The organism is Plantactinospora sonchi (assembly GCF_036422035.1).
GTDB classification, from domain to species: Bacteria; Actinomycetota; Actinomycetes; order Mycobacteriales; family Micromonosporaceae; genus Plantactinospora; species Plantactinospora sonchi.
The window spans coordinates 22,419-45,059 of record NZ_JAZGQK010000016.1 but is presented as its reverse complement, the minus strand read 5'-3'; the positions used below and the strand labels follow the sequence as shown (position 1 = coordinate 45,059).

Sequence of the window (22,641 nt, the reverse complement as noted above, 5' to 3'; positions counted from 1 at the left end):
CGTCCGCGTAGGCGGTCGTGCACCGCGAGGTGCGGGGGCGGACCGGGGTTGGCTACCCTTCAACCCGTGCCGTCGCTCTTTCGCCGCAAGCCCGCCAACCTCGTCGAGGATGCCGTCACCGAGGTGACTCCCGAGACGCCCGCCACCCGTCCCCGGGGTTACACCCCGAGCAAGAAGGAGTTGGGGAAGCAGACCCCGAAGCGGCCCACCGCGGGACGGCGTCCGGCAGCGGACACCAAACCGCTCAGCAAGCAGGAACAGCGGGAGCGGCGGCGGCAGATCCGGGCCGAGGCGGCGGCCGAGTTCCGGCGCGAGGGCGGCCCCCGCGACCGGGCCCCGGAGCGTGGCCTGGCCCGGGACGTGGTCGACTCCCGGCGTACGGTCGGCACCTGGTTCTTCGGCGGCGCCCTGATCGTGCTGATCGGTTCGGCGAACACCATGCCGCCGGTGGTCCGGCTCGTCTCCAACCTGCTCTGGGGCGCGCTGGCCATCGCCCTGGTGATCGACTCGGTGCTGATCTCCCGGAAGATCAAGAAGCTGATCCGGCAGCGTTTCCCCAAGACCGACCAGCGGATGGGTTCGCTCTACCTCTACGCGATCATGCGGTCGATCACCTTCCGTCGGATGCGCGCTCCCGCGCCCCGGGTCAACCTCGGCGACAAGATCTGAGCTGACCGGCGGCCCTCGGCGATCGGGCGACGGAAGAGCAACAGCCGCGCGGTCGGGAGGTCAGGGGCAGCCCGACCATCCGGATCCTCAGGGGATGCCGAGCAGACGCAGCAGGGCTGTCGTAGCGGCCGCCGCCACGACAACCGCCGCGAACGGTGCCCGCCACCAGGCGAGCGCGGCGCCGACCAGCACACCGGCCGGCCGGGCGAACCCGGCGAACGCCCCGGCCTCGGTCAGCGCGGCGGTGGCCGCCAGTGCCGCGAGCAACGCGGTGGCCGCGACCGGCAGCAGCCGGGTCGCCCGGTCGGGAAGGGTGAGCCGCTCCCCGAGCACCACCCCGGAGAGCCGGAAGGCGTACGTGCCGAGGGCCAGGGCGAGGATCGTCGCGATCAGCACGCCGGCTCCCGACGTCGCCTGGGCAGCAGGAGTACGGCGAGGCCGGTCAGCGCGAGCAGCACCGGCAGACCGGCCGGCAGCAGCGGTGTCGCCAGCACCGCGACGGCGGCCCCGACCAGCGCCACCCGACGAGTCTCGGGTTTCCGCAGGGACGGCAGCAGCAGGGCGAGCAGCCCGGCCGGGAACGCGGCGTCGACGCCGAGCCGTAGCGGGTCGCCGACCTGGCTGGCGAGCAGTACGCCGACCACGGTGCCGAGGTTCCAGGCGACGAACAGCAGGACGCCGGCCAGCCAGAAGGCCCGGCGTCGCCCGGCCGGGTCGGGCTGGGCGAGGGCGAACGCGGTGACCTCGTCGGTCATCAGGTGACTGCCGAGCAGCCGGTCACGCCACCGTCGGCCCAGTGTGTCGCCGAGGGCCAGCCCGAAGGGCAGGTGTCGGGCGTTGAGCAGCAGTCCGGCGGCGACCGCCGCCAGCGGGCTGCCGGCCACGACCAGTCCGACGGCCATGAACTGGGCGCCACCGGCGTACACCAGGGTGGACATCGCGACGACCGCCGGTACCGGCAGGCCCGCGGTCAGGGCGATGGCGCCGAAGGACGCGCCCACCGCGACGACGGCGACACCGATCGCGCCGATGTCGCGCAGCAACGTCCGCCTCGCTGTTCGCTCTGCCGTACGCATGGTTCAGAATGATGAACGCGTGACAAGTGTTCGTCAAGTCGAACGGATTGGCCGATGGATCGAACGACCAGACCGGAAGGTTCACCGGTGGCCGTCATCGCCGCCGCCCTGCGACGGGAGCGGGACCGGGCCGGGATCTCCCTCGGGGAGCTGGCCCGCCGGGCCGGCATCGCCAAGTCGACCCTCTCCCAACTGGAGGCGGGAACCGGCAACCCGAGCGTGGAGACGGTCTGGGCGCTCGGGGTGGCGTTGGGCGTCCCGTTCAGCCGGCTGGTGGGCGAGGCGACGCCGACGGTCCGGGTGATCAGGGCGGGGGAAGGCCCCCAGGTCCGCTCCCAGCAGGCCGACTTCACCGGTACCCTGCTCGCCGCCGGCGCCCCGCAGGTCCGCCAGGACATCTACCTGATCGAACTGGAGCCGGGCACGGTCCGTACCGCGGAGCCGCACATCCCCGGCAGCGTCGAGCACCTGGTGGTGAGCGCCGGCCGGTTACGTACCGGGCCGGTCGACGAACCCGTCGTCCTCGAACCAGGCGACTACGTCGCGTTTCCCGGCGACGTGCCGCACCGGTACGAGGCGCTCGCGCCGCACACCTGCGCCGTCCTGGTGATGGAGCACCCGTGAACCGAGCACCCAGCCGACCGAGCGTGCAGGCCGGCCCGGCACCCGGCCGACCGGGATTCCGCCGTCGTCCGACGGCTCGGGCGTCCGTGGCCCGGGGGCTCAGTCCGGCTCCGCGCCGACCCGCGGATCATCGGCGACCGCCTCCCGGTAGAGCCGGGTGACCACGTCCTCGATGTCCGGCTCCACGATGGCGATGTCCCGGAGCGCGACCAGCCCGGCGAGTCGTGCCACCACCTCGGAGGCGGTCGCCGACTCGCAGGCGAAGACCAGCCGTCGCCCGTCGGCCTCGGTCCGCAGCAGCGGAGCACCGGCCAGCGTCGGCGGCACGGACGTCGGCTCCTCCAGGTCCGCCACCACCAGCCGACGCGAGCCGTACCGGGCGTGCAGCGCCTCGATCGAGCCGTCGTGCACCACCCGACCGTGGTCGATCACCACCAGCCGACGGCAGAGGCGTTCGATGTCGGCCAGGTCGTGTGTGGTCAGCACCAGCGTGGTGTCACCGGCCCGGCCGAGTTCGGCGAGGAAGGCCCGGACCGCCTGCTTGCTGACCACGTCGAGCCCGATCGTCGGCTCGTCGAGGAAGAGCACCTCCGGCCCGTGCAGCAGTGCCGCGGTCAGCTCGCCGCGCATCCGCTGGCCGAGGGAGAGCTGCCGGACCGGGATGTCGAGGAAGTCGTCGAGGTCGAGCAGTTCCCGGCAGCGGCGCAGCCGGGCCGCGTGCGCGGCGGCCGGCACCCGGTAGACGTGCCGGAGAAGGTCGAACGAGTCCCGTAGCGGCAGGTCCCACCAGAGCTGTGAACGCTGCCCGAAGACCACCCCGATCCGCAGCGCCAGCCGGGTCCGCTGGGCCACCGGCGCCAGGCCACAGACCCGCACCTCGCCGGCCGAGGGCATCAGCACCCCGGTGAGCATCTTCAGCGTGGTGGACTTCCCGGCGCCGTTCGGCCCGATGTAGCCGATCATCTCGCCCCGGCGGATGGTCAGGTCGATCCCGTCGACGGCGGTCACCAGCCGTCTCGTCCGGCGGAACCGGCCGGCCCGGACCCGGACCACGAATTCCTTGCGCAGGCCGGCCAGCTCGATCACCGGTTCGTCCGGCGGGGTCGCCGTCATGAGCCGGTGCTCCGGTAGTGCCGTACCCCGGTCCGCCAGAAGAGACCGGCGACGACCACGGCCGGCAACGCGACGCCGGGCGCGGCCCACCCCACCCAGTCCGGCAGGCCGAGCGGGTCGGCGCGGCCGAGCAACGCCAGCGTCGGGTAGTAGGCGACGAAACCGAAACCCAGCCCGTACGTGAAGACGGTTCGGAACCAGCCACTGTAGACAGTCATTGGATACGTGGTGAAGTCCCTTCCCCCGTAGGTGAACGCCGCACCGATCTCGCCGGAGTCGATCCACCAGAAGGCGAGGCTGGCGGTGGCCACGAAGATCGAGCCGAAGAAGACCACTCCGGCGAGCGGAGCGGCCACGACCAGGACGGCCCGCGCCGGGGTCCAGTCGATCCCGGCGGTCGCCACGGCGACGACCAGCACGGCGACACCGAACAACGCCCGGAGTGTCTTGCGCAGCGGAAGTTCCATCAGCAACAGTTGCGGCAGCGCGCTGAGCGGTCGGACCAGCACCGCGTCCAGTAGTCCGGTGCGGACGTACTGCCGGAGCCGCTCGATGTTGCCGACGGCCAGGTCGGCGGCGGCGAAGGCGGCGGCGGAGATGCCCACCATGACCATCGCTTCCCTCCGGTCGAACCCGCCCAGGGTCCCGGTGACCCGGAACAGCACCAGCACGGTGACCACGTCGAAGACGGTGGCCCCGACGTTTCCGAGGAGGTCGACGACAAACGACGCCCGGTAGGACGCCTGCGAGCGGGCCTGTCCGCGCAGCAGCGCCAGATAGGCCGGCAGCACCCCGGTCCGCTCAGCCACCCTGCACCACCAGCCGCCGCTCGGCCCGGCGCTGCACGACCTGACAGGCGAGCAGGATGAGGGCAGCCCAGGCCAACTGCACGACGACCAGGGCCGCCTGGACCGGCTGTGGGTCCCGCTCGACGACCACGTCCAGCGGCGTCTGGAGCAGGCTGGGAAACGGGGTGGCCAGCCAGAGCGGGACCGTCACCCAGTCCGGCAGGAAGCGCAGCGGAAAGTAGAGGCCGGCCAGTACTCCGGAGCCGAGCGTCCACAGGATCATCGGCCCGCGTACGTCGTACAGCCAGTACGCCGTCGCGTTGACCAGGTACCGGCAGCCGAAGCAGATCACCACCGCGAGTACGACGGAGAGCACGAAGAGCGGCAGCGTCGGCCACCGGGTCGGCAGCGCGAGGTCGAAGAAGACCAGCCCGGTCAGCACCGGCGGCAGGAAGCGGGTCAGCAGCGCGTATCCGGCTCGGCCCAGGTCGACGGCGAGGTAGCTGACCACCGGGTGGACCGGGCGCAGCAGATCGCTGGCCACGTCGCCGGTGCGGATCCGGTCGGCCAGATCGGTCCATCCCCAGAGGAGCACCACGGCGAGCAGACCCTGTCCGACCCAGACGAACGTGGCCAACTGGGCCGGCGTGTAGCCCGCGGCGACGCCGCCGGCGCCCCCCGCCACGGCGAGCAACACATAACAACGAAGAAAGCCGAAGACGGTGTTGGTGAAGGCGCCGGCAAGAGTAGCTTGCCGGTAGGTAGAGTACCGACGGAACCCTGATCCGGTTATGGCAGTAAATGTCCGGAACGATGTGGTGATGTTTCGGCCGATGGGTGGTGGCACAGTGGCGGTGACTGAGCCCACGCCGTTACCCTCCTTCCGCGACCACGCTGCCTCGAGCCGGGTGACTTTATCCGGTGCACCCGGCTGCCCAGCGAGAATTTTCGACGAGGTGACACCCCGTGAGTAAGCGACGCGAGCCGGCCTCCCCGGCCGCGTTGCGCGCGGCTCGCCACCCCGACACCGCCGTGGTCGCCCTGCGGACCGGGTCCGACAGCCAACTCGGCCCCATAGCTCATGACAACGCCGAGCGCAGCGAGGTGGTGTCGTGAGCGAGCGCAGCGAGCGAACCAGCCAACTCGGCCCCATAGCTCATGACAACGCCGAGCGCAGCGAGGTGGTGTCGTGAGCGAGCGCAGCGAGCGAACCAGCCAACTCGGCCCCATAGCTCATGACAACGCCGAGCGCAGCGAGGTGGTGTCATGAGCGAGCGGTACCCGAACCGGTGGGGTGAGTCCGCGGAACCGTCCTGGGTGGTCGAACCGACGGCCGAGTGGCGTCCGCAGTTCCCCGGGCAGCGCTATCCGGGCGACATCGGGCACCAGCGGCGTCGGCCGGCCCGGCCGAGCGGTCGGGCCTCGGTGCCGACCGGCCGGGCGAGCGTGCCGCCGCCGAACGGGCAGCCGGGCCAGCCGGGCGACGCCTACCCGTCGCACCGACCCGACGGTCCGGCGCAGCGGGACAGCCGGCTAGGCGACGGCCGGGTAACTCCCGCACCCCGGCGACACGACACCCAGGAGGGCTGGTACGACCCTCCGGACGGTTGGCACGACGGCCCCGACGGCTGGGACGACGCACCGGACTGGGATCGGCCGTCCAACGGTCGGAGTCGGCCACCGGTCGACCGCCGCGCCGACGGACCGGTGCCGATCGGCCGGGACGAGCGCCGCGCGCCCGGTCCGGTCGAGTCTGGGCGTCGTGGCGATTCCGCCGACGGCGTCGACCACCCACGGAATCGGCCGGAGCGTGCTCCCCACCCGGCCGCGGAGGAGCGGCCCCGGGCGGCCCGCTCCGGGCCACCGGAGTTCCCCGACCGGCTCCCGCCGGAGCGGCGGGGACGGTGGCTGACCGGACCGCCCCCGGAGGAGACCCAGCCGCTGCCCGACCGGCGACCGGGGCCCGCCGAACGCCGCCCTGGACCGGCCGGAGGCCGGGGACGACCCGGGCCGGGCGACCGAGGCGTACCCCATGCTCCGGCGGCGTTCGACGGACCGACCGGTCCGGACCGCGGCGACGGCTGGGGCGTTCGGCCCGGCGGCACCGCCCCACGTTCACCGGGCCACGAGCCGCCTCCCGGTCGGGTCCCGCCACGGACCAGGCCGGACCGGCCCGGTTCGGACTTCACACCGCCGCCACCGCCGAGCCGGCGGCCCGGATCCGGACCGCCGCCCACTCCCGGCTGGTCGGCACCGCGTGGCCCGGTACCCGGTCAGGAGCCGCCTCGCGACAGCCGCCGGTTCCCGGACCTGGGATCCGGTCGGCCACCCGGGCGCGACCCACGGACCGCACCGGACCAGGCCGCCCGCTCCGGCCCGATGCCGCCGCCGCCCGAGCGTCCGGGACGGCCGGCCCCGTTCGGGTACGACCGCCCGGGGAACGACGCGCCGCCGCCGAGCCGTCGGGCCGAACCGAACCGCCCGGACCGGATCCCCGCTCCGGGTGCCGAACGGAACGTGCCCCGTCCGCCGGAGCCCGACGACCTGACCGGTCGGCGGGACCCGGTCTCCCCCGGAGCGATCGGTCCGGTCGCCGGCCCGCGCGGGGTGCCCACCGGGCAACCCCGGCCCGGCGAGCCGCCCCGTGCCGCCGAACAACCACGGCCGGTCGAACCGGTTCGGCGGATCGAGCCGAGTCGGCCGATCGAACCCGTTCGCAAGGTCGAGCAGTCCCGGCCGGTGGACGCCCGTCCGGTCGACCCTGCCCGCGCCGGGCAACCGCCCCGCCCGGTCGAGCCCACCCGGCCGGCACCGCCGACGGAACCCGCCCGGCCGACCGAGCCCGCCCGACCCGCCGCCGCCGTGCCGCCGACCGGGCCGACCCGCCCCACCCCACCAACGGAACCACCACGCCCGGCACCGACCCACCCGGCCGAACCCACCCGACCGGCCGCCGCCGTGCCGCCGACCGGGCCGACCCGCCCGACCCCACCGGCGGACGCCGGCAGCGACGCCCGTACCGGCGAACAGGTGCGCGAACGGCCGACCGGCTGGCTGACCCCGGCATCGCCGGGCGAGCCCACGGCCCCGCCACCGGCGCGGCCCTCCGGCACCGACCAGCCTGTGCCGCGTCCGGCGCCGCCACCCACCCGGGGCCTGCGGCTGGAGTTCCTGCCCGCGCCGACCCCCGCCCCGTCCGGAACCACGCCGGTGGTGCCGGACCCCGTCCCGTCCCCCGGACCGGCCCCGTCGGTCCCCTCCACACCCGTCCCACCGACGGACGTGGCACCATCGGCCACTCCCGTCATCGAACCCGCCTCGCCCGCACCCTCGTCCGGGCCTCCGATCGAACCGGCATCCGCCGGTCCCCGACCGGAATCCGGCGAAGCGGCCGATCCAAGTGAGACTTCCGTACCCTTCATGCCAACCACCGGACCTGTCGCTGACCACGCCCAACCCGGGCCGCTGGCCGACGCCGCCCCCGCCACGCCACCACTGCCGGAGACCGGGCAGACATCCGGGCCAGCCCTGGCCGAGGAGGATGCCGCCGGTACGGCGGACCCCCCGGCCGGCGAACCGCCGGAACCGACCGCCGAGCCGGCGGCCCGGACCCGGCCGCCCGCCGCCGAACCGACCGCCGACACACCGCCGGCCGGCGAAGGTCTGACGTCCGAAACCCCGTCGACCGGTCAATCAGCCGGCGGGACGGCGTCTGCCGGGCCGGTCGACGACACGGCGACGACCGGGCAGGCCCCGGCTGCCCCGACTGCCGACACGGCAGCGCCGCCGACCACCGCCGCCGCCGCCGACACGACAGCCTCGGCGACCACCGGTACGCCTCCGGCACCGTCCGACGGCACCGCCGCCAGCTCGGCACCACCGCCCGAAGACCCCGGCCCGACCCCCGTTCCGGCACCTCCGGCCACCGACTCCGGCTCCGCCGACGGACCCGTCTCCGGGCCGCCGCTGGACACCTCGCCGCCGGATTCACCGGTCGCCGAGGCCAGTCCGGACACCGTGCTTCCGGCCGGTCCGGCCGCCGGCGCGGCAACGGCGCTGAGCGCTCCCACCATGCTCACCCCGATCATCCGGCCGCGAGCCGGACGGGAGGCCGAGCCGGAGCCCGAGGAGAGCACACCGGAACCGGCCACCGCCGATCCGGAACAGGTGCTCGCCTCGTACGAGTGGCGGTTCCACCACGAGACGCTTCGTGAGCTGGTCGAGAACCCGGACGAGCTGCGGGCCATCCGGGACCGGCTGTCCGAGAAGCTCGAACCGGCCAAGGACAACGGGACCCGGGCCCGACTGCTGAGCCTGCGGGCGGTCGTCTCCCGCATCCTCGGCGACCTGGGCAAGGCGCTGGCCGACGGCAAACTGGCGCTGGCGCACGCCGAGGCGACCGGCCAGTTGCGACGAATCGCGATCGCGCAGGCCCGGTTGGCGCACGTACTCCAGTGGCGTGGGGACTTCGCCGAGGCCGACCGGCTCTTCGGTGAGGCGAACTCCCCCGAGCTGCCGGACCGGCTCCGGGCCACCATGCACGAGCACGCCGGCCGGTCCTGCTACGACCAGGGCCGCTACATGGAGGCCTGCAACCACTTCGAGAAGGCGCTGGAACTGCGCAAGGTCGAGGATCCGGACCTGATCGCCCGTACCGAACTGGCGCTGGACGCGGTCTTCAACAAGGTCGCCCAGAACGGCTGGGGCCCGTACCCCCGGGACCGTGACGAGATCCTCCAGGTGCACAAGCCACCGGTGCCCACGTTCAGCGAGAAGGTGCAGCGCTGGGGGTACGCCGACCCGGACGGGCAGCTGGCGATCGCCCCGAGTTACGCCGACGTGCAGCCGTTCCGGGACGGGGCGGCCTGGGTCCGCCGCCCGGAGACCCCGACCTGGGAGCTGATCGACGAGTCCGGTGCGCTGCTCGTCGAGGCCACGGCCGGATACCTGGCGGTCAGCTCCTTCTCCGACGGGCTCGCCTGGGTGTCCCGGGACGGCACCGGTGGGTGGATCGCGATCGACAAGGCCAACAAGGTGGTCATCCCGACCGGCTTCGAGGACGTACGCCCGTTCCGGCGGGGTGTCGCCGCGGTCCGTCGCGGCGGTTGGGGCGCGGTCGACCGCACCGGCAAGGTCTTCCTGCCGACCCGGTACACCGGTTTCGCGACGGCACTGACCGACGGCCGGTACGTCGACGGCTTCACCGACGAGGGCCTGGCCATCGTCGACGCCAGCGGACGCAAGGGTGTGGTCGACAAGTCCGGGCAGGTCATCGTTCCGCCGGCCCACCCGGCCATGGTCATCCACCCGGTCGCCTTCCTGATCGGCGACGGTGCCGGCCGGTGGGGCGCGCTCGACCGGCGTGGCGAGCCATTGATCGACGTACTGCACCCCAGCCGGTCCGACGTGATCGAGGAGATCGACAGACTCCTGGCGGACACCAAGCCCGTACTGTGACCTGTGGCCGCCCCGGCCGGGCGACCTGATCCACTTCCCGGGGAAAGGGCTAGGGTCGAGGTATGGAATTCCGTCACCTTGGCCGTTCCGGCCTGCTCATCAGCGAGATCTCGTACGGCAACTGGCTCACCCACGGCTCACAGGTCGAGGAGGAGGCCGCTCTCTCCTGCGTTCGCGCGGCTCTGGACGTCGGCATCACCACGTTCGACACCGCCGACGTGTACGCGGGCACCAAGGCGGAGGCCGTGCTGGGCCGGGCCCTGAAGGGCGAGCGCCGCGAGGGCCTGGAAATCTTCACGAAGGTCTACTGGCCGACCGGGCCGGGCCGCAACGACCGTGGCCTGTCCCGCAAGCACATCATGGAGTCGATCAACGGCTCGCTGAAGCGGCTGCAGACCGACTACGTCGACCTCTACCAGGCGCACCGGTACGACTACGAGACGCCGCTGGAGGAGACGATGGAGGCGTTCGCCGACGTCGTGCACTCCGGCAAGGCGCACTACATCGGCGTCTCGGAGTGGAAGGCCTCCGAGATCCGGGCCGCGCACGCGCTGGCCCGGGAGCTGAAGATCCAGCTCGTCTCCAGCCAGCCGCAGTACTCGATGCTCTGGCGGGTCATCGAGTCCGAGGTCGTACCGACCAGCGAGGAGCTGGGCATCGGACAGATCGTCTGGTCGCCGATCGCCCAGGGCGTGCTGACCGGCAAGTACCTGCCCGGTCAGGAGCCGCCGGCCGGTTCCCGGGCCACCGACTCGTCCGGTGGCGCCAACATGATCTCGCGCTTCATGAACGACGAGGTGCTGACCCGGGTGCAGCGGCTGAAGCCGCTGGCCGAGCAGGCCGGCCTGAGCATGGCCCAGCTGGCCGTGGCGTGGGTGCTGCAGAACCCGAACGTCTCGTCGGCGATCGTCGGGGCGTCCCGCCCCGAGCAGGTGCACGACAACGTGAAGGCCGCCGGGGTCAAGCTCGACGCCGAGCTGCTCAAGGCGATCGACGAGGTCATCGACCCGATCGTCGAGCGGGACCCGGCCAAGACCCAGAGCCCGGCCACCCGGCCGTAACGGTCCGACCCGGGGTGGCGGTCGGCGAACCTGCCGGCCGCCGCCCCGGCTCCCGCCGGCCCCGGCCCGGCACCGTGACGGCCGACACCCGGCCCGTACCGGCTCGGCGCCGCCACGGCAGTCCCCTCGGCCACCGCGGTCGTCGACGGCGCGGGCGATCTCGTCGCGGATCCGGCCCGACGCGGCACGGCAGCCCACTCGGCCACCGGCCCGCCGCAGGGTCGGGCCGGCAGCTCAGTGCGGTGACAGGACGGCGGTGGCCATCCGGCTGGTGGTCAACAACTCGGGCAGGGTGCCGGGGAAGTTGTCGACCAGGTCCAGGGCCAGCAGCCAACCGTCGAGGTTCTCGCCGAGCACCTCCCGGCACAGGCCGGGTAGCGGATCGTCCGCCGTCCGCCACCATCCGGCCTTGCCACCGGCCCGCAGCAGCGCGCTGACCGGCGCGGCCGTCGTCGCCAGGTCGGCCAGTGGGACCGTACCGGCGGCGACCGCCCGGGGCGCCCAGGTCGCCCAGTCGGTCCAATCGACGCTTCCGTCCGGAGTCGTCGGCGGGACGACAGGTCCGTCGGACCCGTCGGTCGACGGCGGCCCGGCGGCCACCTCCGCGACCAGTTCCGCCGGACATCCCGGCAGCTTCCCGAGATACACCAGCACGCCGTACGGGAACGGCTCCCGCCGGTGCTCGGCGAGCAGCAGCGTCCAGTCGGTCACGTGCTGCTCGGCCTCGAGGATGTGCAGGTCACCCGCCATCGGATCGGCCCGGCGCAACCGGCCCAGCCACTTGTCCGGCGTACTCTCCCGGTCGACCAGGGCCTGCACCGCCCGTACGGCCGCGGCCTCGTCCGGACCGTCGAGCGCCCCGGCCGCCGCCTTTCGGACCGCGACCAGCCACGGATTGCCCTGGTACGCGCGCCGGGTCAGGTCCACCTCGAACAGCGCCCGGGCGGCCGGTACGCCCTCCCGACGGGCGACCGCCAGCACCATCCGCAGTTGGAGCAGACCGGTGGGTACCCGGGTACGACGCATCAGCTCCACGGCCAGCTCGGTCAGCCCCGACTCGATCCAGGGCAGCATGAACCGACGCTCGGCGGGCTCCAGCAGGTGCGCCCGGAGCCGGTCACCGAGCGGGAGCCGGTCCGTCCCGCCCGGCCAGGCTTCGTCGTGGCGCAGCCCGGCGAGGATCCGGCGTCGTACCGCCGGGGTGGCGTGCGGGCTCTGGTACAGGCCGGTGTTGATCTCGGTGTCGTCGTAGGCCAGCAGCGCGTCGAACGTGTCCGCTGGAAGGTCCCGGTTTCCGGCGAGAAGACGCAGGTGTGCCAGGTTGTTCGTGTCGATCAGGGCCGCCACCAGCTCGGGACCGACCGTGCCACGGTGCAGCAGGTCGTAGGTGGCCCGCCCGTCGAGCACCGGCAGGATCGCCATGACGGTCTCGGTCGGGCAGCAGAGCAGCAGGTCGCGGAATGCCCGGCGGGAGCGTGTCCAGGCGGGCGGTTTGCCGTCCAGCGCGGGTGCCGGTCTGGCGTTCGCCCACCGGCGCACCTCCCCGGCGGTGGCGGTCGCCGCCGCCAGCAGCTCCGGCAGGCTGCCCGGCCAACTGGACAGGTGCTTCCAGAGGGCCCGCCAGGCACCGGGGTCGGTGCCGACCGTGGCACCGACCAGTTCCCCGACCGCCGTCCTGAGCGGCTCCGCCATGACGGCGACACCCGGCAGGCAGCCGACCGGCGCCAGCCGCTCCACCACCTGCGCGGCGGTCACCGTCCCCTGCTCCAGCGCCTCCGCCACCTTCTCGCCGAGCAGCCGGGTACCGGTGACCACGGCGTTGCCGTTCGCCAGCTCCTCGGCGCAGGCCAGCATCACGGGCAGGCCGACCGGCCCCGGGAACCAGTTCAGGACGTCCACCCCGAACCGGTGCACGAAGCTGGTCCGCAGCGCGTCGGGGCAGTCGGCACGCTCGCCCAGGGCCTTGGCCGCCGCGGCGCCGTACGGCTGCTCCGCGTCCCCGGCGACCACCGCCGACCAGTCCACCAGCTGATCCGGGGCGAGTTCGGCGGTGCCCCGGTCGACCGCCCGCAGCAGCCGGGCCACGCCGGCCGCCGTTTCCAGCTCGTGTGTCGCCCGTTCCAGGGCGGCCACCCCGTCCTCGGCGCCCAGCGCGTCGGCCAGTGACTCGGCGACCAGCGGATCGAACTGGGCGGTGGGGTAGCCGGCCACCGCGTCGCGCCCGGCCCGCCGCCAGACGTGCGCCAGCACCTCCAGCTCCCGGCGCGCCGTACGCGCCCGGTCCAGGGAGAGGAAGACGTGGTCGATCTCCTCGAACGGTGTCGTACCGGCCAGGTCGGTGATCATCTGCCACTCGTACCTCGCCCGGTCGACGAGGGTCGGGACGAACCCGCCCGGCCGCCGCCACCAGGGATCAGCCGGATCGACAACGGCCAACACCTCGGCGCGCAGTTTCGCGTCGCCGTGCCGGAGCAGCGCCGCGGCGATCGGCGCGGTCGCGGTGGCGGCCAGTTCGGCGGCCGCCTCCGGGTGGCTGGCCGGGAAAGCCCGGTTGCCGGCCAGCGCCAGACGCAGACCGTCGTCCCCCGAGTCGAGCACCGCCCGCACCAGCGTCGCGCCCAGCACCGACGCGTGCCGGAGCACCTCCTCAGCGGCCTGGCGGCGCCGGGTCAGGACGTCGGGCAACACTTTCGGCTCGCAGCACTCCAGCAGCACCTGGACAGCGGTCACGTCGGCCACGGCGTGGCCCCCCTCCCGATCGGACGACCGGCAGGATACGGAACGGCACCGACAGCCCGGACGGCGGTCAGCCCTGCCAGAACCGGATCAGGCGCAGCCCCTCGACGTAGAGGTAGTCGGGGAGCCCGATCAGGTCACCGACCGCGAAGACGCCGTCGAAGAACCAGCCGCCCACCCGGGGATTCCAGAGCAGCGCGAAGAGCAGGATGAAGCCGAACGGCGCCATCAGGTCGTAGCCCCGCCGCCACTGCGGGTTCAGCCAGGGCTGGACGACGTTGCCGCCGTCCAGTCCCGGCACCGGCAGCAGGTTGAGCACGCTGGCGGTCAGTTGCAGGAAGGCGAGCAGCGCGACCCCGGCCCAGAACGCCGGCGCGGCGTTGACGTCCACGCCGATCGCGAACGGCACCACCAGCAGCAGCGCGAAGATCACGTTGGTCGCCGGGCCGGCGAGGCTGACCAGCGAGTGCCGGAGCCGCCCGGGAATCTCGTGCCGGTCGACCCAGACCGCCCCGCCGGGCAGACCGATGCCGCCGAGCAGCACGACCACCACCGGCAGGATGATCGACAGCAGCGGGTGGCTGTACTTGAGCGGGTTGAGGGTCAGGTAACCGCGGTGCGCGACACCCCGGTCACCGGCCCGGAACGCCACGATGGCGTGCGCGTACTCGTGCAGGCACAGGGACACCAGCCAGCCGGAGACGACAAAGAGGAAAACGTCGAACCGGACGTTGCCGTACTCGTTCCACGCCATCACACCACTGGTCACGAAGAGCGCGACCAGGGCCAGGAAGATCGGACTCGGCCGGAAGGCCGCCGCCGGGACGCCGAGCACGAGCCGGTCCCGGCCCCGCTGGTCGAAGGCCATCACCCGGTCACTCGGCCGTGGGCTGCAGGCTCATCCGGTACTCCACCCGGTCGTCCTCGACCAGGAGCACCGTGGCGACGCCCGAGGCGGCCAGTTCCCGCCAGGTCTGTCCGATCCAGGACTCGGCGTCGGCCTGGCTGCTGAACGCCTCGGCCGGTCCGCTCACCGGAGCACCGTCCGCGCCCTCGTACCGCCAGCTCCACGGCATGTCGCGTCTCCCCTCGCCGATCTTCCGCGCCGACAACCTCCGCCAGCCTAGTCGGCCGATCCGGACCAACCAGCCGGAGCGGTCCGCCGAGCACCCCGACCCGTACGTCCGGGGGCGCCGAGCCGCACCTCACAGCGGGATGTACAACCGAGCGCTCTAAGGTACGGGCATGTCCGTAGACGGGTGGAGCAGGATCCTGGTGCTGGGCGGGATCCGGTCCGGCAAGTCCGAATTCGCCGAATCGCTGGTCCGGGAGGCGCCCCGGGTCCGGTACGTCGCCACCGCGACGGCCAGCCCCGACGACCCCGAGTGGGCGGCCCGGATCGAGACGCACCGGCTGCGCCGGCCGGCGGGCTGGGCGACCGAGGAGGCGGGCACGGACCCGGGCCGGCTGCTGGAGCTGATCAGAACGGCCGCACCGGACGAGACGCTGCTCGTCGACGACCTCGGCGGATGGGTGACCGTGCTGCTCGACCCGGCGCACCAGCCGGCGGACGATGTCGCCACCGTCGCCGAGCTCGGCGCGGCGGTCCGGGACTGCGCCGCCCGCCTGGTGCTGGTCAGCCCCGAGGTCGGACTCTCGATGGTGCCGGTCACCCCGCTCGGCCGGGCCTTCGCCGACGCGCTCGGCAGCACCAACCAGACGGTGGCGGACGCCTGCGACACCGTCGTCCTGGTGATCGCCGGACAGCCGACCCGGCTCAAGGAGTCCGGCCCGGCGGGCGCGGCGTCCCCGCAGCGGGCGAGCGTACCGGCGCAGCCCGGCGCGGACCGCAACGCCGAGGCCACCGGTTGGCCGGGCGTGACCTCGGCGGCCGACGCCGGTACGACACCGTCGGCCTGGACCGGGGTCCTCGGCGCCATGCCGGAGGTCCTCCGGCCGACCGTCGACACACCGCGGCGGTCCGGCACCGACCCGGCGGCCGGGACGGCCTGGACCGCGCCGACCATGGCCCTGCCGATGGTCGCCACCGGCCTGGTGATCCAGCCCGGGATGGAACTGCCGATGCCGGACGAGCACACCGGCCGGGCCGCGCTCGACCGGCTGGCCACCCTCGACCTGCCCGGCCCCGGACTCGGCAACCTGGCCCGGGTCGTCGAGTTCGCCGCGGCCACCCAGCGGACCGCGACACCGACGCCGTGGCGCTCGGTACGGGTGCTGCTGCTGCACGGCGACCACGCGGGCGGCGCCTCGGCCGGCGCGGTGCCCGGCGAGTCCGCCCGACGGGCGGCGCAGGCCCGGGCCGGCTCCGGTCCGCTCGCCCGGCTGGCCGCCGAGGCCGGCGCCACCCTCCAGGTCGTCGAGGTCCCGGCGTCCGGGCCGATGGAGCAGGAGCCGGCGCTCTCCACCGACGACGTCGAGGCGGCCCTGCGGTACGGGTGGCGGCTCGCCGAGGACGCGGTGGACGCGGGTGTGGAACTGCTCGTGCTGGCCGCCTGCGGCGCCGGTACGGACGCGGCGGCGGCCGCCGTGCTCGCGGCGACCGCCGGCGCCGAACCGGCGGCGGTGCTCGGCCGGGTGGTCACCCCGGGCGGGCAGGTGGACGACCCGGCCTGGATGGCCCGGTGTTCGGCGGTCCGGGACGCGCTGCAGCGGACCCGGCGCAGCCCCCGGGACGCGAAGGACGTGCTGGCCGAACTCGGCGGCGGCGACATCGCGGTCGCCACCGGAATCCTGCTCGGCGCCACCGCGCGCCGTACCCCGGTGCTGCTGGACGGGCCGGTCGGCGTGGCGGCCGGCCTGGTCAGCCGGGATCTCGCCGGCCAGGCCCGGCACTGGTGCCTGCTGCCGGACCACGGCGACCACCCGGCCGTCCGGCTCGCCGCCGACGTACTCGACCTGAGCCCGCTGCTCGACCTGCGGCTCGGCCTCGGTGAGGGCACCGCCGCGCTGGCCGCGCTGCCGCTGCTGCGCTCCGGGCTGACCCTGGCCGGTGGACTGCCGACCCATCCGACGCTGACCTCGGACGGGGAGCCGACCGGTTCCGGCCCGACGGACGCCCCGGAGGGCACCGGGCCGGGTGCGGCACCGGCCGACGAGCCGACGGAGTCGGACCGGGAGTGGGTCGAGGCGGACGACGACAGCGAGTTCGTCGAGCCCCGGCCGGCCGGACCCGGACCGACCGCCGTACCGGACGGCCCGACGACAGCCGACGACCCGACGGAACCGGACAGCGTGGCGGCGCCGGACACCAGTGCCGCGGCCGACGGCGGCACGGCTGTCGACAACGCGGCGTCGACCAGCACCCGCGGTGCCTGACGGACGGTTCGTCGCCGGCGGTCGGCTGGCCCTGACCACCTTCACCGTCGCCCCGCTACGGGTCGCCCGGGTGGACCGGGCCGCCGCCGGTACCGCGATGGCGCTGGCCCCGCTGGTCGGCGCCGTGCTCGGTCTGCTGCTCGCCGCCGTGCTCGGCGGGCTCGCCGCGCTCGCCCCGCCCCTGGTCGCCGCTGGGGTCACCGTCGCCGTGGCGGCGCTGCTCACCCGGGGGCTGCACCTGGACGGGCTGGCCGACACGATCGACGCGCTCGGCTCCTACCGGTCCGGGCCGGCCGCCCTGCAGATCATGCGTCAGCCGGACGTCGGCCCGTTCGGCGTCGCCGCGCTGGTCCTCGTACTCCTGATCCAGGCGGCGTGCCTCGCGGCGCTGGCGGGCCGGCCGTGGCCGGCGCTGGTCGCGACGCTGGTGGCCGGGACGGCGACCGGTCGACTCGCGGTGAGCTGGGCCTGTCGGCGTGGCCTGCCGGCGGCCCGGCCGGACGGACTCGGCGCGCTGGTCGCCGGCACGGTCGGCCCGGGAGCACTCGCCGTCGGCACGGCCGCCGTCGCACTGGCCGCGGTCACCGCCGTGCCGGGCCGGCCGTGGCAGGGGCCGCTCGCCGTCGTCGGCGCGCTCACCGTCGCCCTGCTGGCCGTGCGCCACGCGGTACGCCGGTTCGGCGGCGTCACCGGTGACGTGCTCGGCGCCGCCGTCGAGGTCGGCACCACGGTCTGCTACCTGGGTCTGGTGCTGACCCGCTGAACGGCTGACCGGATCCGCGTCCACGGGTGGCGAAACACGGGTAGCGTTCGCAAAAACGAACACCGGTCGGTCGAGCGGGGGGACGAATGTTGATCACGGATGATTTCCTGCCCGTTCCGGTTCCGGAGACGCTGACCGCCACCTACCTGGTGCCGACCTCCGGTCAGTCCGGCCCGCTGCCCGCCGAGGTGGTGGCGGGGCTCGGCGGACGCATCTCCGGGCCGGTGCACGACCTCGCCCGGCAGATGCTGTCCAGCCCGCTGATGAGCGTCGACACCCGGCCGATCAGCGAGTTCCCGCACCTGCCGCCGGACCTGCTCAGCGCCTTCGGTGCCACCGATGCCCAACTCGCCCGGCTGGCCGCCGCCACCGACCTGGTGGTCGTACAGGCGAGTTACCGACCCGGCTGGCCGCCGGCACACGAGTGGGCGGCCCGTACCGTCGCCGCCGCGCTCGCCGAGCGGCTCGACGCCGACGTGGTGGACGTCTTCGCCCTGCAGTTCCTCGATCCGGCGACCGCGCTGCGCTCCCTGCCGGACGGCGAGGGACGGGTACGCCTGATCGACTGGGTGCTGGTGCCGTACTCGTCGGACGACAGCGGGCTCTGGTTCACCACGAAGGGGCTGCGCCGCTTCGGACTGCTGGAACTGCAGGCACAGGGGGTGCCGACGCACCTCACCCGGGCCTGGGGCGCGGTGATGACCGGGGTGGCCCGCCGACTGCTGCGGGCCTGGACCGACGGGCTCACCGACAACGAGGTGCCGGCCTTCGTCCCGCTTCCGGTGATCACCTCGGTCACCGGTCACGACATCGCGGTTGCGTACGGCAACCCGCAACAGCACGACAGCACCCGGCCGGCGGCGCTGCGCCTGGAACTGGACCCGGCGACCGACCCCGACGCGGACTCGTTCCTGACCCTGCTCCCCCCGGCCGGCCACCCCGGCCCGGCCGGGCGGTACTTCGCCGCGGTCTGTGCCGCCCTGTTCGGTGCCGCGCAGTCCGACGTCCGGTACGCCCGCCCGGACGACGCGATGGCGAAGGCGATCACGACCGCCCGCGACGGCCTGCCGGGAATCCGGGAACGGTTCCTGGCCGGCAAGCTGCCCGAGGGCGTGCAACTGCTGGTCAAGTACGCGCTGCCGACCGACGAGGGGCCGGAGTACGTCTGGGCCGGGGTGACCTCCTGGGCCGCTCCGGAGCGGATCCTGGGCGCCAGCGCCAGCGACGCGGCCGCCGACCCGGCGGTCCGGGTCGGCCGGCCCGTCGTGGTGGACGTCGTCGACGTGGTCGACTGGGCGGTACTCGACGGCAGCGGCGTGGTGGAGGGCGGCTGGACCCAGGCCGTACTCGACGCCGGCGACCGCTCGCAGCGCTGAGCGGGCCCGGCCGGGTCGGCTACTTCACGGACGGCTGGACGAACGGCGGCCGGACCACCCGCATCGGCGTACGACGGCCCCGGATGTCGACCTCCACCTGGTCGCCCTGGGTCAGCCCGGCGGCCGTGTCGAGCAGTGCCAGGGCGATGCCGAGTTTGCGGGTCGGCGAGAACGTCCCACTGGTGATCGTGCCCACCACGGTGTCGCCGACGTGGGCCGTCATCCCGGCGCGGGGGATGCCCCGGCCCTCCGCCTCCAACCCCCAGAGGGCACGTCGGGCGCCGGCCGCCTTCTCCGCCAGCAGCGCCTCCCGCCCCCAGAACGTCGGCTTGTCCCAGCCGACCGCCCAGCCCAGCCGGGCCTGCACCGGGGTGATCTCCGGTGACAGGTCCTGGCCGTGCAGCGGGTAGCCCATCTCGGTCCGCAGGGTGTCCCGGGCGCCGAGCCCGCAGGCGCGGATGCCGTCCGGGCCACCCGCGGAGAGCAGCGCGTCCCAGACCCCGACCGCCGCCTCCGCCGGAACGACCAGTTCGTAACCGTGCTCCCCGGTGTACCCGGTACGGCAGACGACGAGCGGAGCAGCGTCGAGGTCGGCGGCGGCGAAGCTCATGTAGCCGTGCCCGGTCGGCAACCCCAGCGCGCCGAGCACCTCCGCCGAACGCGGCCCCTGCACCGCCAGTACGGCGTACGCCTCGTGCTCGTCGGTGACAGTGATCCCGGCCGGGGCGGCGGCCCGCAGCCGGCGGACCACCTCCGCGGTGTTGGCCGCGTTCGGGATCAGGAAGACGTGGTCGTCGCCGTGCAGGTAGGCGATGATGTCGTCCACCACCCCGCCGGTGGTGTCGTCGCAGCAGAGCGTGTACTGCGCCCGGCCGGGCCCGATCCGACCCAGGTCGTTGCTGAGGCAGGCGTTGACGAAGTCGGTCGCCCCCGGTCCGGTGACCCGGGCCTTGCCCAGATGCGAGACGTCGAACACACCCACCCCGGCACGTACCGCGGTGTGCTCGGCGAGGACCCCGCCACCGGCGTACTCCAGGGGCATGGACCAGCCGCCGAAGGCGGCGAACTTGGCGCCCAGCGCGACGTGCCGCTCGTGCAGCGGCGAGCGGCGGAGCTGGTCGGGGGAAGGTTCCGGGGTCGGGCCGGACACCTGGGTTGCGTCGGTCATGGGTCGCAACCTACCTGCGCAGGGACGCCTGGTTAGCATCGGCGGGACCCCTCCGGCGGACCGTCGGCGGGACAGCCCATTCTTCCGGCGGGTAGGTTTCGCCGGAGACCATCTTCGCCGACCGCACACCAGGCGGCCGGCCGTGCCCGTACCGGAGCCGCCGAGTGACATCGCCCAGCACCACCCTCAGCCTGGTCGACACCGACCCCGCCGAACTCGCCGTCGACGCCATCGTGATCGGCCTGCACAGCCAGACCACGGACGCGACGACGACCGGGCGGACGACCGGCTTCGCCGACACTCTGCTGCTGGCCAGCGGCGCGGAGAGCATTGCCGCGGCGTTCGACGGTCGACTGACCGAGACCCTGGCACTGCTGGGTGCCACCGGCGGTCCCGGCGAGGTGATCAAGCTTGCCACCCTCGGCACGATCACCGCGCCGCTGGTGGTCGCGGTCGGTCTCGGGGCCGAGCCGTCGGGCGCGGCGCCGGCCCCGGAGACGCTGCGTCGCGCCGCCGCGTCGGCGGTCCGGGCGCTCGCCGGCGCCGAGCGCGTCGCGCTGACCCTGCCGGTGCCGGACGACGAGGACGCCCCGGCCGCGCTCCGGGCCACCGCCGAGGGTGCGCTGCTGGGCGCCTACCGGTTCGCCGGCTACAAGACCCGGCCGCAGCCGAACCGCCGCCCGGTCGTCTCCTCGATCGCCGTGCACGTGCCGGACGCCGCCGACGAGCGGGCCCAGGCGGAGATCACCCGGGCCACGGTGGTGGCCCGCGCGGTCAGCCGGACCCGGGACTGGGTCAACACCCCGCCGAACGAGCTGCGCCCGCCGTCGTTCGCCGACTCGGTCGCGGCCGCCGCCCGGGAGGCCGGTCTCGGCGTGGAGGTCCTCGACGAGCAGGCCCTCGCCGCCGGCGGCTACGGCGGCATCCTCGCCGTCGGCCAGGGCTCGGAGGCCCCGCCCCGGCTGGTGAAGCTGACCTACGACCCGGCCACCGCCGGCGCCGGGGCGGCGACGAAGCGGGTCGCGCTGGTCGGAAAGGGCATCACCTTCGACACCGGCGGCGTCTCGATCAAGCCGGCCCAGGGCATGTGGGAGATGAAGTCCGACATGGCCGGCGCGGCGGCCGTCGCCGCCAGCCTGCTCGCGATCGCCGAGCTGAAGCCGACGGTCGCGGTGACCGGGTACCTGCCGATGGCGGAGAACATGCCGTCGGGCAGCGCGTACCGGCCCGGCGACGTGGTCACCATGTACAACGGCAAGCGGGTCGAGGTGCTGAACACCGACGCCGAGGGCCGGATGGTCCTCGGTGACGCGATGGCCCGGGCCTGCGAGGACGGCTGCGACTACCTGATCGAGACCTCGACGCTGACCGGTGGCCAGGTGGTGGCGCTGGGCAAGCGGGTGGCGGGCGTGATGGGCACCTCCGAGTTCTGCCAGCGGGTCCAGGTGGCCGGCGACGCCACCGGGGAGCCGACCTGGCCGATGCCGCTGCCGGACGACGTACGCAAGGGCATGGAGTCGGAGGTTGCGGACATCTCCCAGGTCAACGCGGGGATGGACCGTGCCGGGCACATGCTGCAGGGCGGCGTCTTCCTGCGCGAGTTCGTCACCGAGGACGTGCCGTGGGCGCACATCGACATCGCGGGTCCGAGCTACCACTCGGGTGAGCCGACCGGGTACTGGAGCAAGGGCGGCACCGGTGTGCCGGTGCGGACCCTGCTGGAGCTGGTCGACGACATCGCCGCGAACGGCTGATCCACGCGTGACCCGGGCCGGTGCGGCGCTGTTCGCGGCGCGCCGGCCCGGGGCTCGTTCGTGGGGGCGGGCGGGCTCGTCGGTGTGGGTGGAGCGGGCTCGTCGGTGGGGGTGGGGCCGGGTGACCCACTCTGGGCGGTCAGGCTTGATCCCGTCGTGGGTCACCCGGCCCCACCCGTGGCTCACCCGGGCCGCCTGGCGTGGGTTCCAGGGCCGACCGGCGTGGGTCGCCGGGGGCAACCAGCCGTGGGTACCGGGGCCGCAACTGTGGTTCACCCGGGCCCGGGAGTCGTGGGTCGGTCGGACCAACAGCCGGGGCTCACCCGGGCCGGGAGGCGAGGGTGAGCTGGCGACGTCCGTGGGTCGTCAGGGGTCAACTGGTCATGCGCTTGCGGCGTTCGTTGTAGTCCCGCATCCGCTGCGGATAGCCGACCAGCCGGACGTCATAGACCGGGATCGCCATCTTGTGGGCGAACCGACGGGCACCCTCCGGGCCGTCGATGCGGCGCCGGGTCCACTCGCCGTCGTGCGCGATCAGCATCACGGTGGTTTCGGTCACTGTCGTCCGAGGCTCGATGAACGCCTCGACGCCCCGTCTCGATCGGACGAACTGTTCGAGATGTTCAAGATCGGCGCGGTTGGCCGGGCGATCCCCCGCCGTGACAACCGCCTTCTTGCGCCGGCGAAACCAGGCCACCCGATCTCTCCTCCCCACCACGT

19 protein-coding genes and 1 pseudogene are annotated in these 22,641 nt (G+C 74.0%); 9 read left to right on the top strand and 11 right to left on the bottom strand.

What is annotated here, in order from left to right; translation table 11 throughout:
- Positions 1-66: 66 nt before the first annotated feature.
- Positions 67-669, top strand: a complete 603-nt coding sequence (locus V1633_RS18655) for a DUF3043 domain-containing protein (RefSeq protein WP_331215629.1) — start codon at positions 67-69, stop codon at positions 667-669.
- Positions 670-756: 87 nt separating this feature from the next.
- Here the strand turns inward: V1633_RS18655 and V1633_RS18650 are convergent, their stop codons facing one another.
- On the bottom strand, positions 757-1,065 hold the full coding sequence (locus V1633_RS18650; RefSeq protein WP_331215628.1) for an AzlD domain-containing protein: 309 nt from the start codon (positions 1,063-1,065) through the stop codon (positions 757-759).
- Positions 1,059-1,745 carry an AzlC family ABC transporter permease gene (locus V1633_RS18645; RefSeq protein ID WP_331215627.1) on the bottom strand — a complete coding sequence of 229 codons (687 nt, stop codon included), beginning with the start codon at positions 1,743-1,745 and terminating at the stop codon, positions 1,059-1,061. The genes V1633_RS18650 and V1633_RS18645 overlap by 7 nt, the downstream gene beginning before the upstream one ends.
- 54 nt (positions 1,746-1,799) lie before the next feature.
- On the opposite strand from V1633_RS18645, the gene V1633_RS18640 reads away from it, so the two are divergent.
- Positions 1,800-2,369: a helix-turn-helix domain-containing protein gene (locus V1633_RS18640; RefSeq protein WP_331215626.1), complete on the top strand. Its 570-nt coding sequence runs from the start codon at positions 1,800-1,802 to the stop codon at positions 2,367-2,369.
- 99 nt (positions 2,370-2,468) lie between these two features.
- Here V1633_RS18640 and V1633_RS18635 read toward each other — a convergent pair whose 3' ends face one another.
- The 3 genes from V1633_RS18635 to V1633_RS18625 are packed head-to-tail and all read right to left on the bottom strand — an operon-like array spanning position 2,469 to position 5,138.
- Positions 2,469-3,482 (bottom strand): ABC transporter ATP-binding protein, encoded by a 1,014-nt coding sequence (locus V1633_RS18635; RefSeq protein WP_331215623.1) that lies wholly within the window; start codon positions 3,480-3,482, stop codon positions 2,469-2,471.
- The gene (locus tag V1633_RS18630; RefSeq protein ID WP_331215622.1) at positions 3,479-4,291 is read right to left on the bottom strand and encodes an ABC transporter permease; all 813 of its coding nucleotides are present in this window, start codon (positions 4,289-4,291) and stop codon (positions 3,479-3,481) included. Before V1633_RS18630 ends, V1633_RS18635 begins: the two co-directional genes overlap by 4 nt.
- Positions 4,284-5,138, bottom strand: a complete 855-nt coding sequence (locus V1633_RS18625) for an ABC transporter permease (protein WP_331215621.1) — start codon at positions 5,136-5,138, stop codon at positions 4,284-4,286. The genes V1633_RS18630 and V1633_RS18625 overlap by 8 nt, the downstream gene beginning before the upstream one ends.
- 98 nt (positions 5,139-5,236) lie before the next feature.
- On the opposite strand from V1633_RS18625, the gene V1633_RS18620 reads away from it, so the two are divergent.
- Entirely contained in the window at positions 5,237-5,386 is a 150-nt protein-coding gene (locus tag V1633_RS18620; protein ID WP_331215620.1) for a hypothetical protein, read from the top strand.
- 1,069 nt (positions 5,387-6,455) lie between these two features.
- On the opposite strand, the gene V1633_RS18615 is transcribed toward V1633_RS18620, so the two are convergent.
- Positions 6,456-6,623 (bottom strand): hypothetical protein, encoded by a 168-nt coding sequence (locus V1633_RS18615; protein WP_331215619.1) that lies wholly within the window; start codon positions 6,621-6,623, stop codon positions 6,456-6,458.
- 1,067 nt (positions 6,624-7,690) lie between these two features.
- Between V1633_RS18615 and V1633_RS18610 the strand changes: the two genes are divergently transcribed.
- Both V1633_RS18610 and V1633_RS18605 read left to right on the top strand, forming a co-directional pair.
- Positions 7,691-9,727 (top strand): WG repeat-containing protein, encoded by a 2,037-nt coding sequence (locus V1633_RS18610; protein ID WP_331215618.1) that lies wholly within the window; start codon positions 7,691-7,693, stop codon positions 9,725-9,727.
- 62 nt (positions 9,728-9,789) lie between these two features.
- Complete coding sequence (locus V1633_RS18605; protein WP_331215617.1) at positions 9,790-10,788, top strand: aldo/keto reductase family protein; 999 nt, start codon at positions 9,790-9,792, stop codon at positions 10,786-10,788.
- Between the two features lie 234 nt (positions 10,789-11,022).
- Here the strand turns inward: V1633_RS18605 and V1633_RS18600 are convergent, their stop codons facing one another.
- The 3 genes from V1633_RS18600 to V1633_RS18590 form a co-directional block, all read right to left on the bottom strand.
- Positions 11,023-13,518, bottom strand: a complete 2,496-nt coding sequence (locus V1633_RS18600; protein ID WP_331215616.1) for a hypothetical protein — start codon at positions 13,516-13,518, stop codon at positions 11,023-11,025.
- 76 nt (positions 13,519-13,594) lie between these two features.
- Positions 13,595-14,392, bottom strand: coding sequence for a site-2 protease family protein (locus V1633_RS18595; RefSeq protein ID WP_331215615.1), 798 nt, complete (start codon positions 14,390-14,392; stop codon positions 13,595-13,597).
- Positions 14,393-14,399: 7 nt separating this feature from the next.
- Entirely contained in the window at positions 14,400-14,600 is a 201-nt protein-coding gene (locus V1633_RS18590) for a hypothetical protein (RefSeq protein ID WP_331215903.1), read from the bottom strand.
- A 169-nt stretch (positions 14,601-14,769) separates the two neighbouring features.
- On the opposite strand from V1633_RS18590, the pseudogene V1633_RS18585 reads away from it, so the two are divergent.
- The 3 genes and pseudogenes from V1633_RS18585 to V1633_RS18575 form a co-directional block, all read left to right on the top strand.
- Positions 14,770-16,755, top strand: a pseudogene (locus V1633_RS18585) (bifunctional adenosylcobinamide kinase/adenosylcobinamide-phosphate guanylyltransferase); the annotation flags it as partial.
- Positions 16,756-16,852: 97 nt separating this feature from the next.
- Positions 16,853-17,623: an adenosylcobinamide-GDP ribazoletransferase gene (locus V1633_RS18580; RefSeq protein WP_331215614.1), complete on the top strand. Its 771-nt coding sequence runs from the start codon at positions 16,853-16,855 to the stop codon at positions 17,621-17,623.
- 86 nt (positions 17,624-17,709) lie between these two features.
- Positions 17,710-18,999, top strand: coding sequence for a DUF2314 domain-containing protein (locus V1633_RS18575; RefSeq protein ID WP_331215613.1), 1,290 nt, complete (start codon positions 17,710-17,712; stop codon positions 18,997-18,999).
- Between the two features lie 19 nt (positions 19,000-19,018).
- On the opposite strand, the gene gcvT is transcribed toward V1633_RS18575, so the two are convergent.
- Positions 19,019-20,167: a glycine cleavage system aminomethyltransferase GcvT gene (gcvT, locus tag V1633_RS18570; protein WP_331215612.1), complete on the bottom strand. Its 1,149-nt coding sequence runs from the start codon at positions 20,165-20,167 to the stop codon at positions 19,019-19,021.
- Between the two features lie 164 nt (positions 20,168-20,331).
- Between gcvT and V1633_RS18565 the strand changes: the two genes are divergently transcribed.
- Positions 20,332-21,921, top strand: coding sequence for a leucyl aminopeptidase (locus tag V1633_RS18565; RefSeq protein ID WP_331215611.1), 1,590 nt, complete (start codon positions 20,332-20,334; stop codon positions 21,919-21,921).
- Between the two features lie 373 nt (positions 21,922-22,294).
- On the opposite strand, the gene V1633_RS18560 is transcribed toward V1633_RS18565, so the two are convergent.
- On the bottom strand, positions 22,295-22,618 hold the full coding sequence (locus V1633_RS18560) for a hypothetical protein (RefSeq protein WP_331215610.1): 324 nt from the start codon (positions 22,616-22,618) through the stop codon (positions 22,295-22,297).
- Between the last annotated feature and the right edge of the window lie 23 nt (positions 22,619-22,641).

Coding starts and splice junctions, on each gene's coding strand:
- V1633_RS18640 (WP_331215626.1), top strand. CDS start 1,800: ATGGATCGAACGACCAGACCGGAAGGTTCACCGGTGGCCGTCATCGCC.
- V1633_RS18610 (WP_331215618.1), top strand. CDS start 7,691: ATGCCAACCACCGGACCTGTCGCTGACCACGCCCAACCCGGGCCGCTG.
- V1633_RS18575 (WP_331215613.1), top strand. CDS start 17,710: ATGTTGATCACGGATGATTTCCTGCCCGTTCCGGTTCCGGAGACGCTG.
- V1633_RS18645 (WP_331215627.1), bottom strand. CDS start 1,745: ATGCGTACGGCAGAGCGAACAGCGAGGCGGACGTTGCTGCGCGACATC.
- V1633_RS18635 (WP_331215623.1), bottom strand. CDS start 3,482: ATGACGGCGACCCCGCCGGACGAACCGGTGATCGAGCTGGCCGGCCTG.
- V1633_RS18605 (WP_331215617.1), top strand. CDS start 9,790: ATGGAATTCCGTCACCTTGGCCGTTCCGGCCTGCTCATCAGCGAGATC.
- V1633_RS18590 (WP_331215903.1), bottom strand. CDS start 14,600: ATGCCGTGGAGCTGGCGGTACGAGGGCGCGGACGGTGCTCCGGTGAGC.
- gcvT (WP_331215612.1), bottom strand. CDS start 20,167: ATGACCGACGCAACCCAGGTGTCCGGCCCGACCCCGGAACCTTCCCCC.
- V1633_RS18595 (WP_331215615.1), bottom strand. CDS start 14,392: ATGGCCTTCGACCAGCGGGGCCGGGACCGGCTCGTGCTCGGCGTCCCG.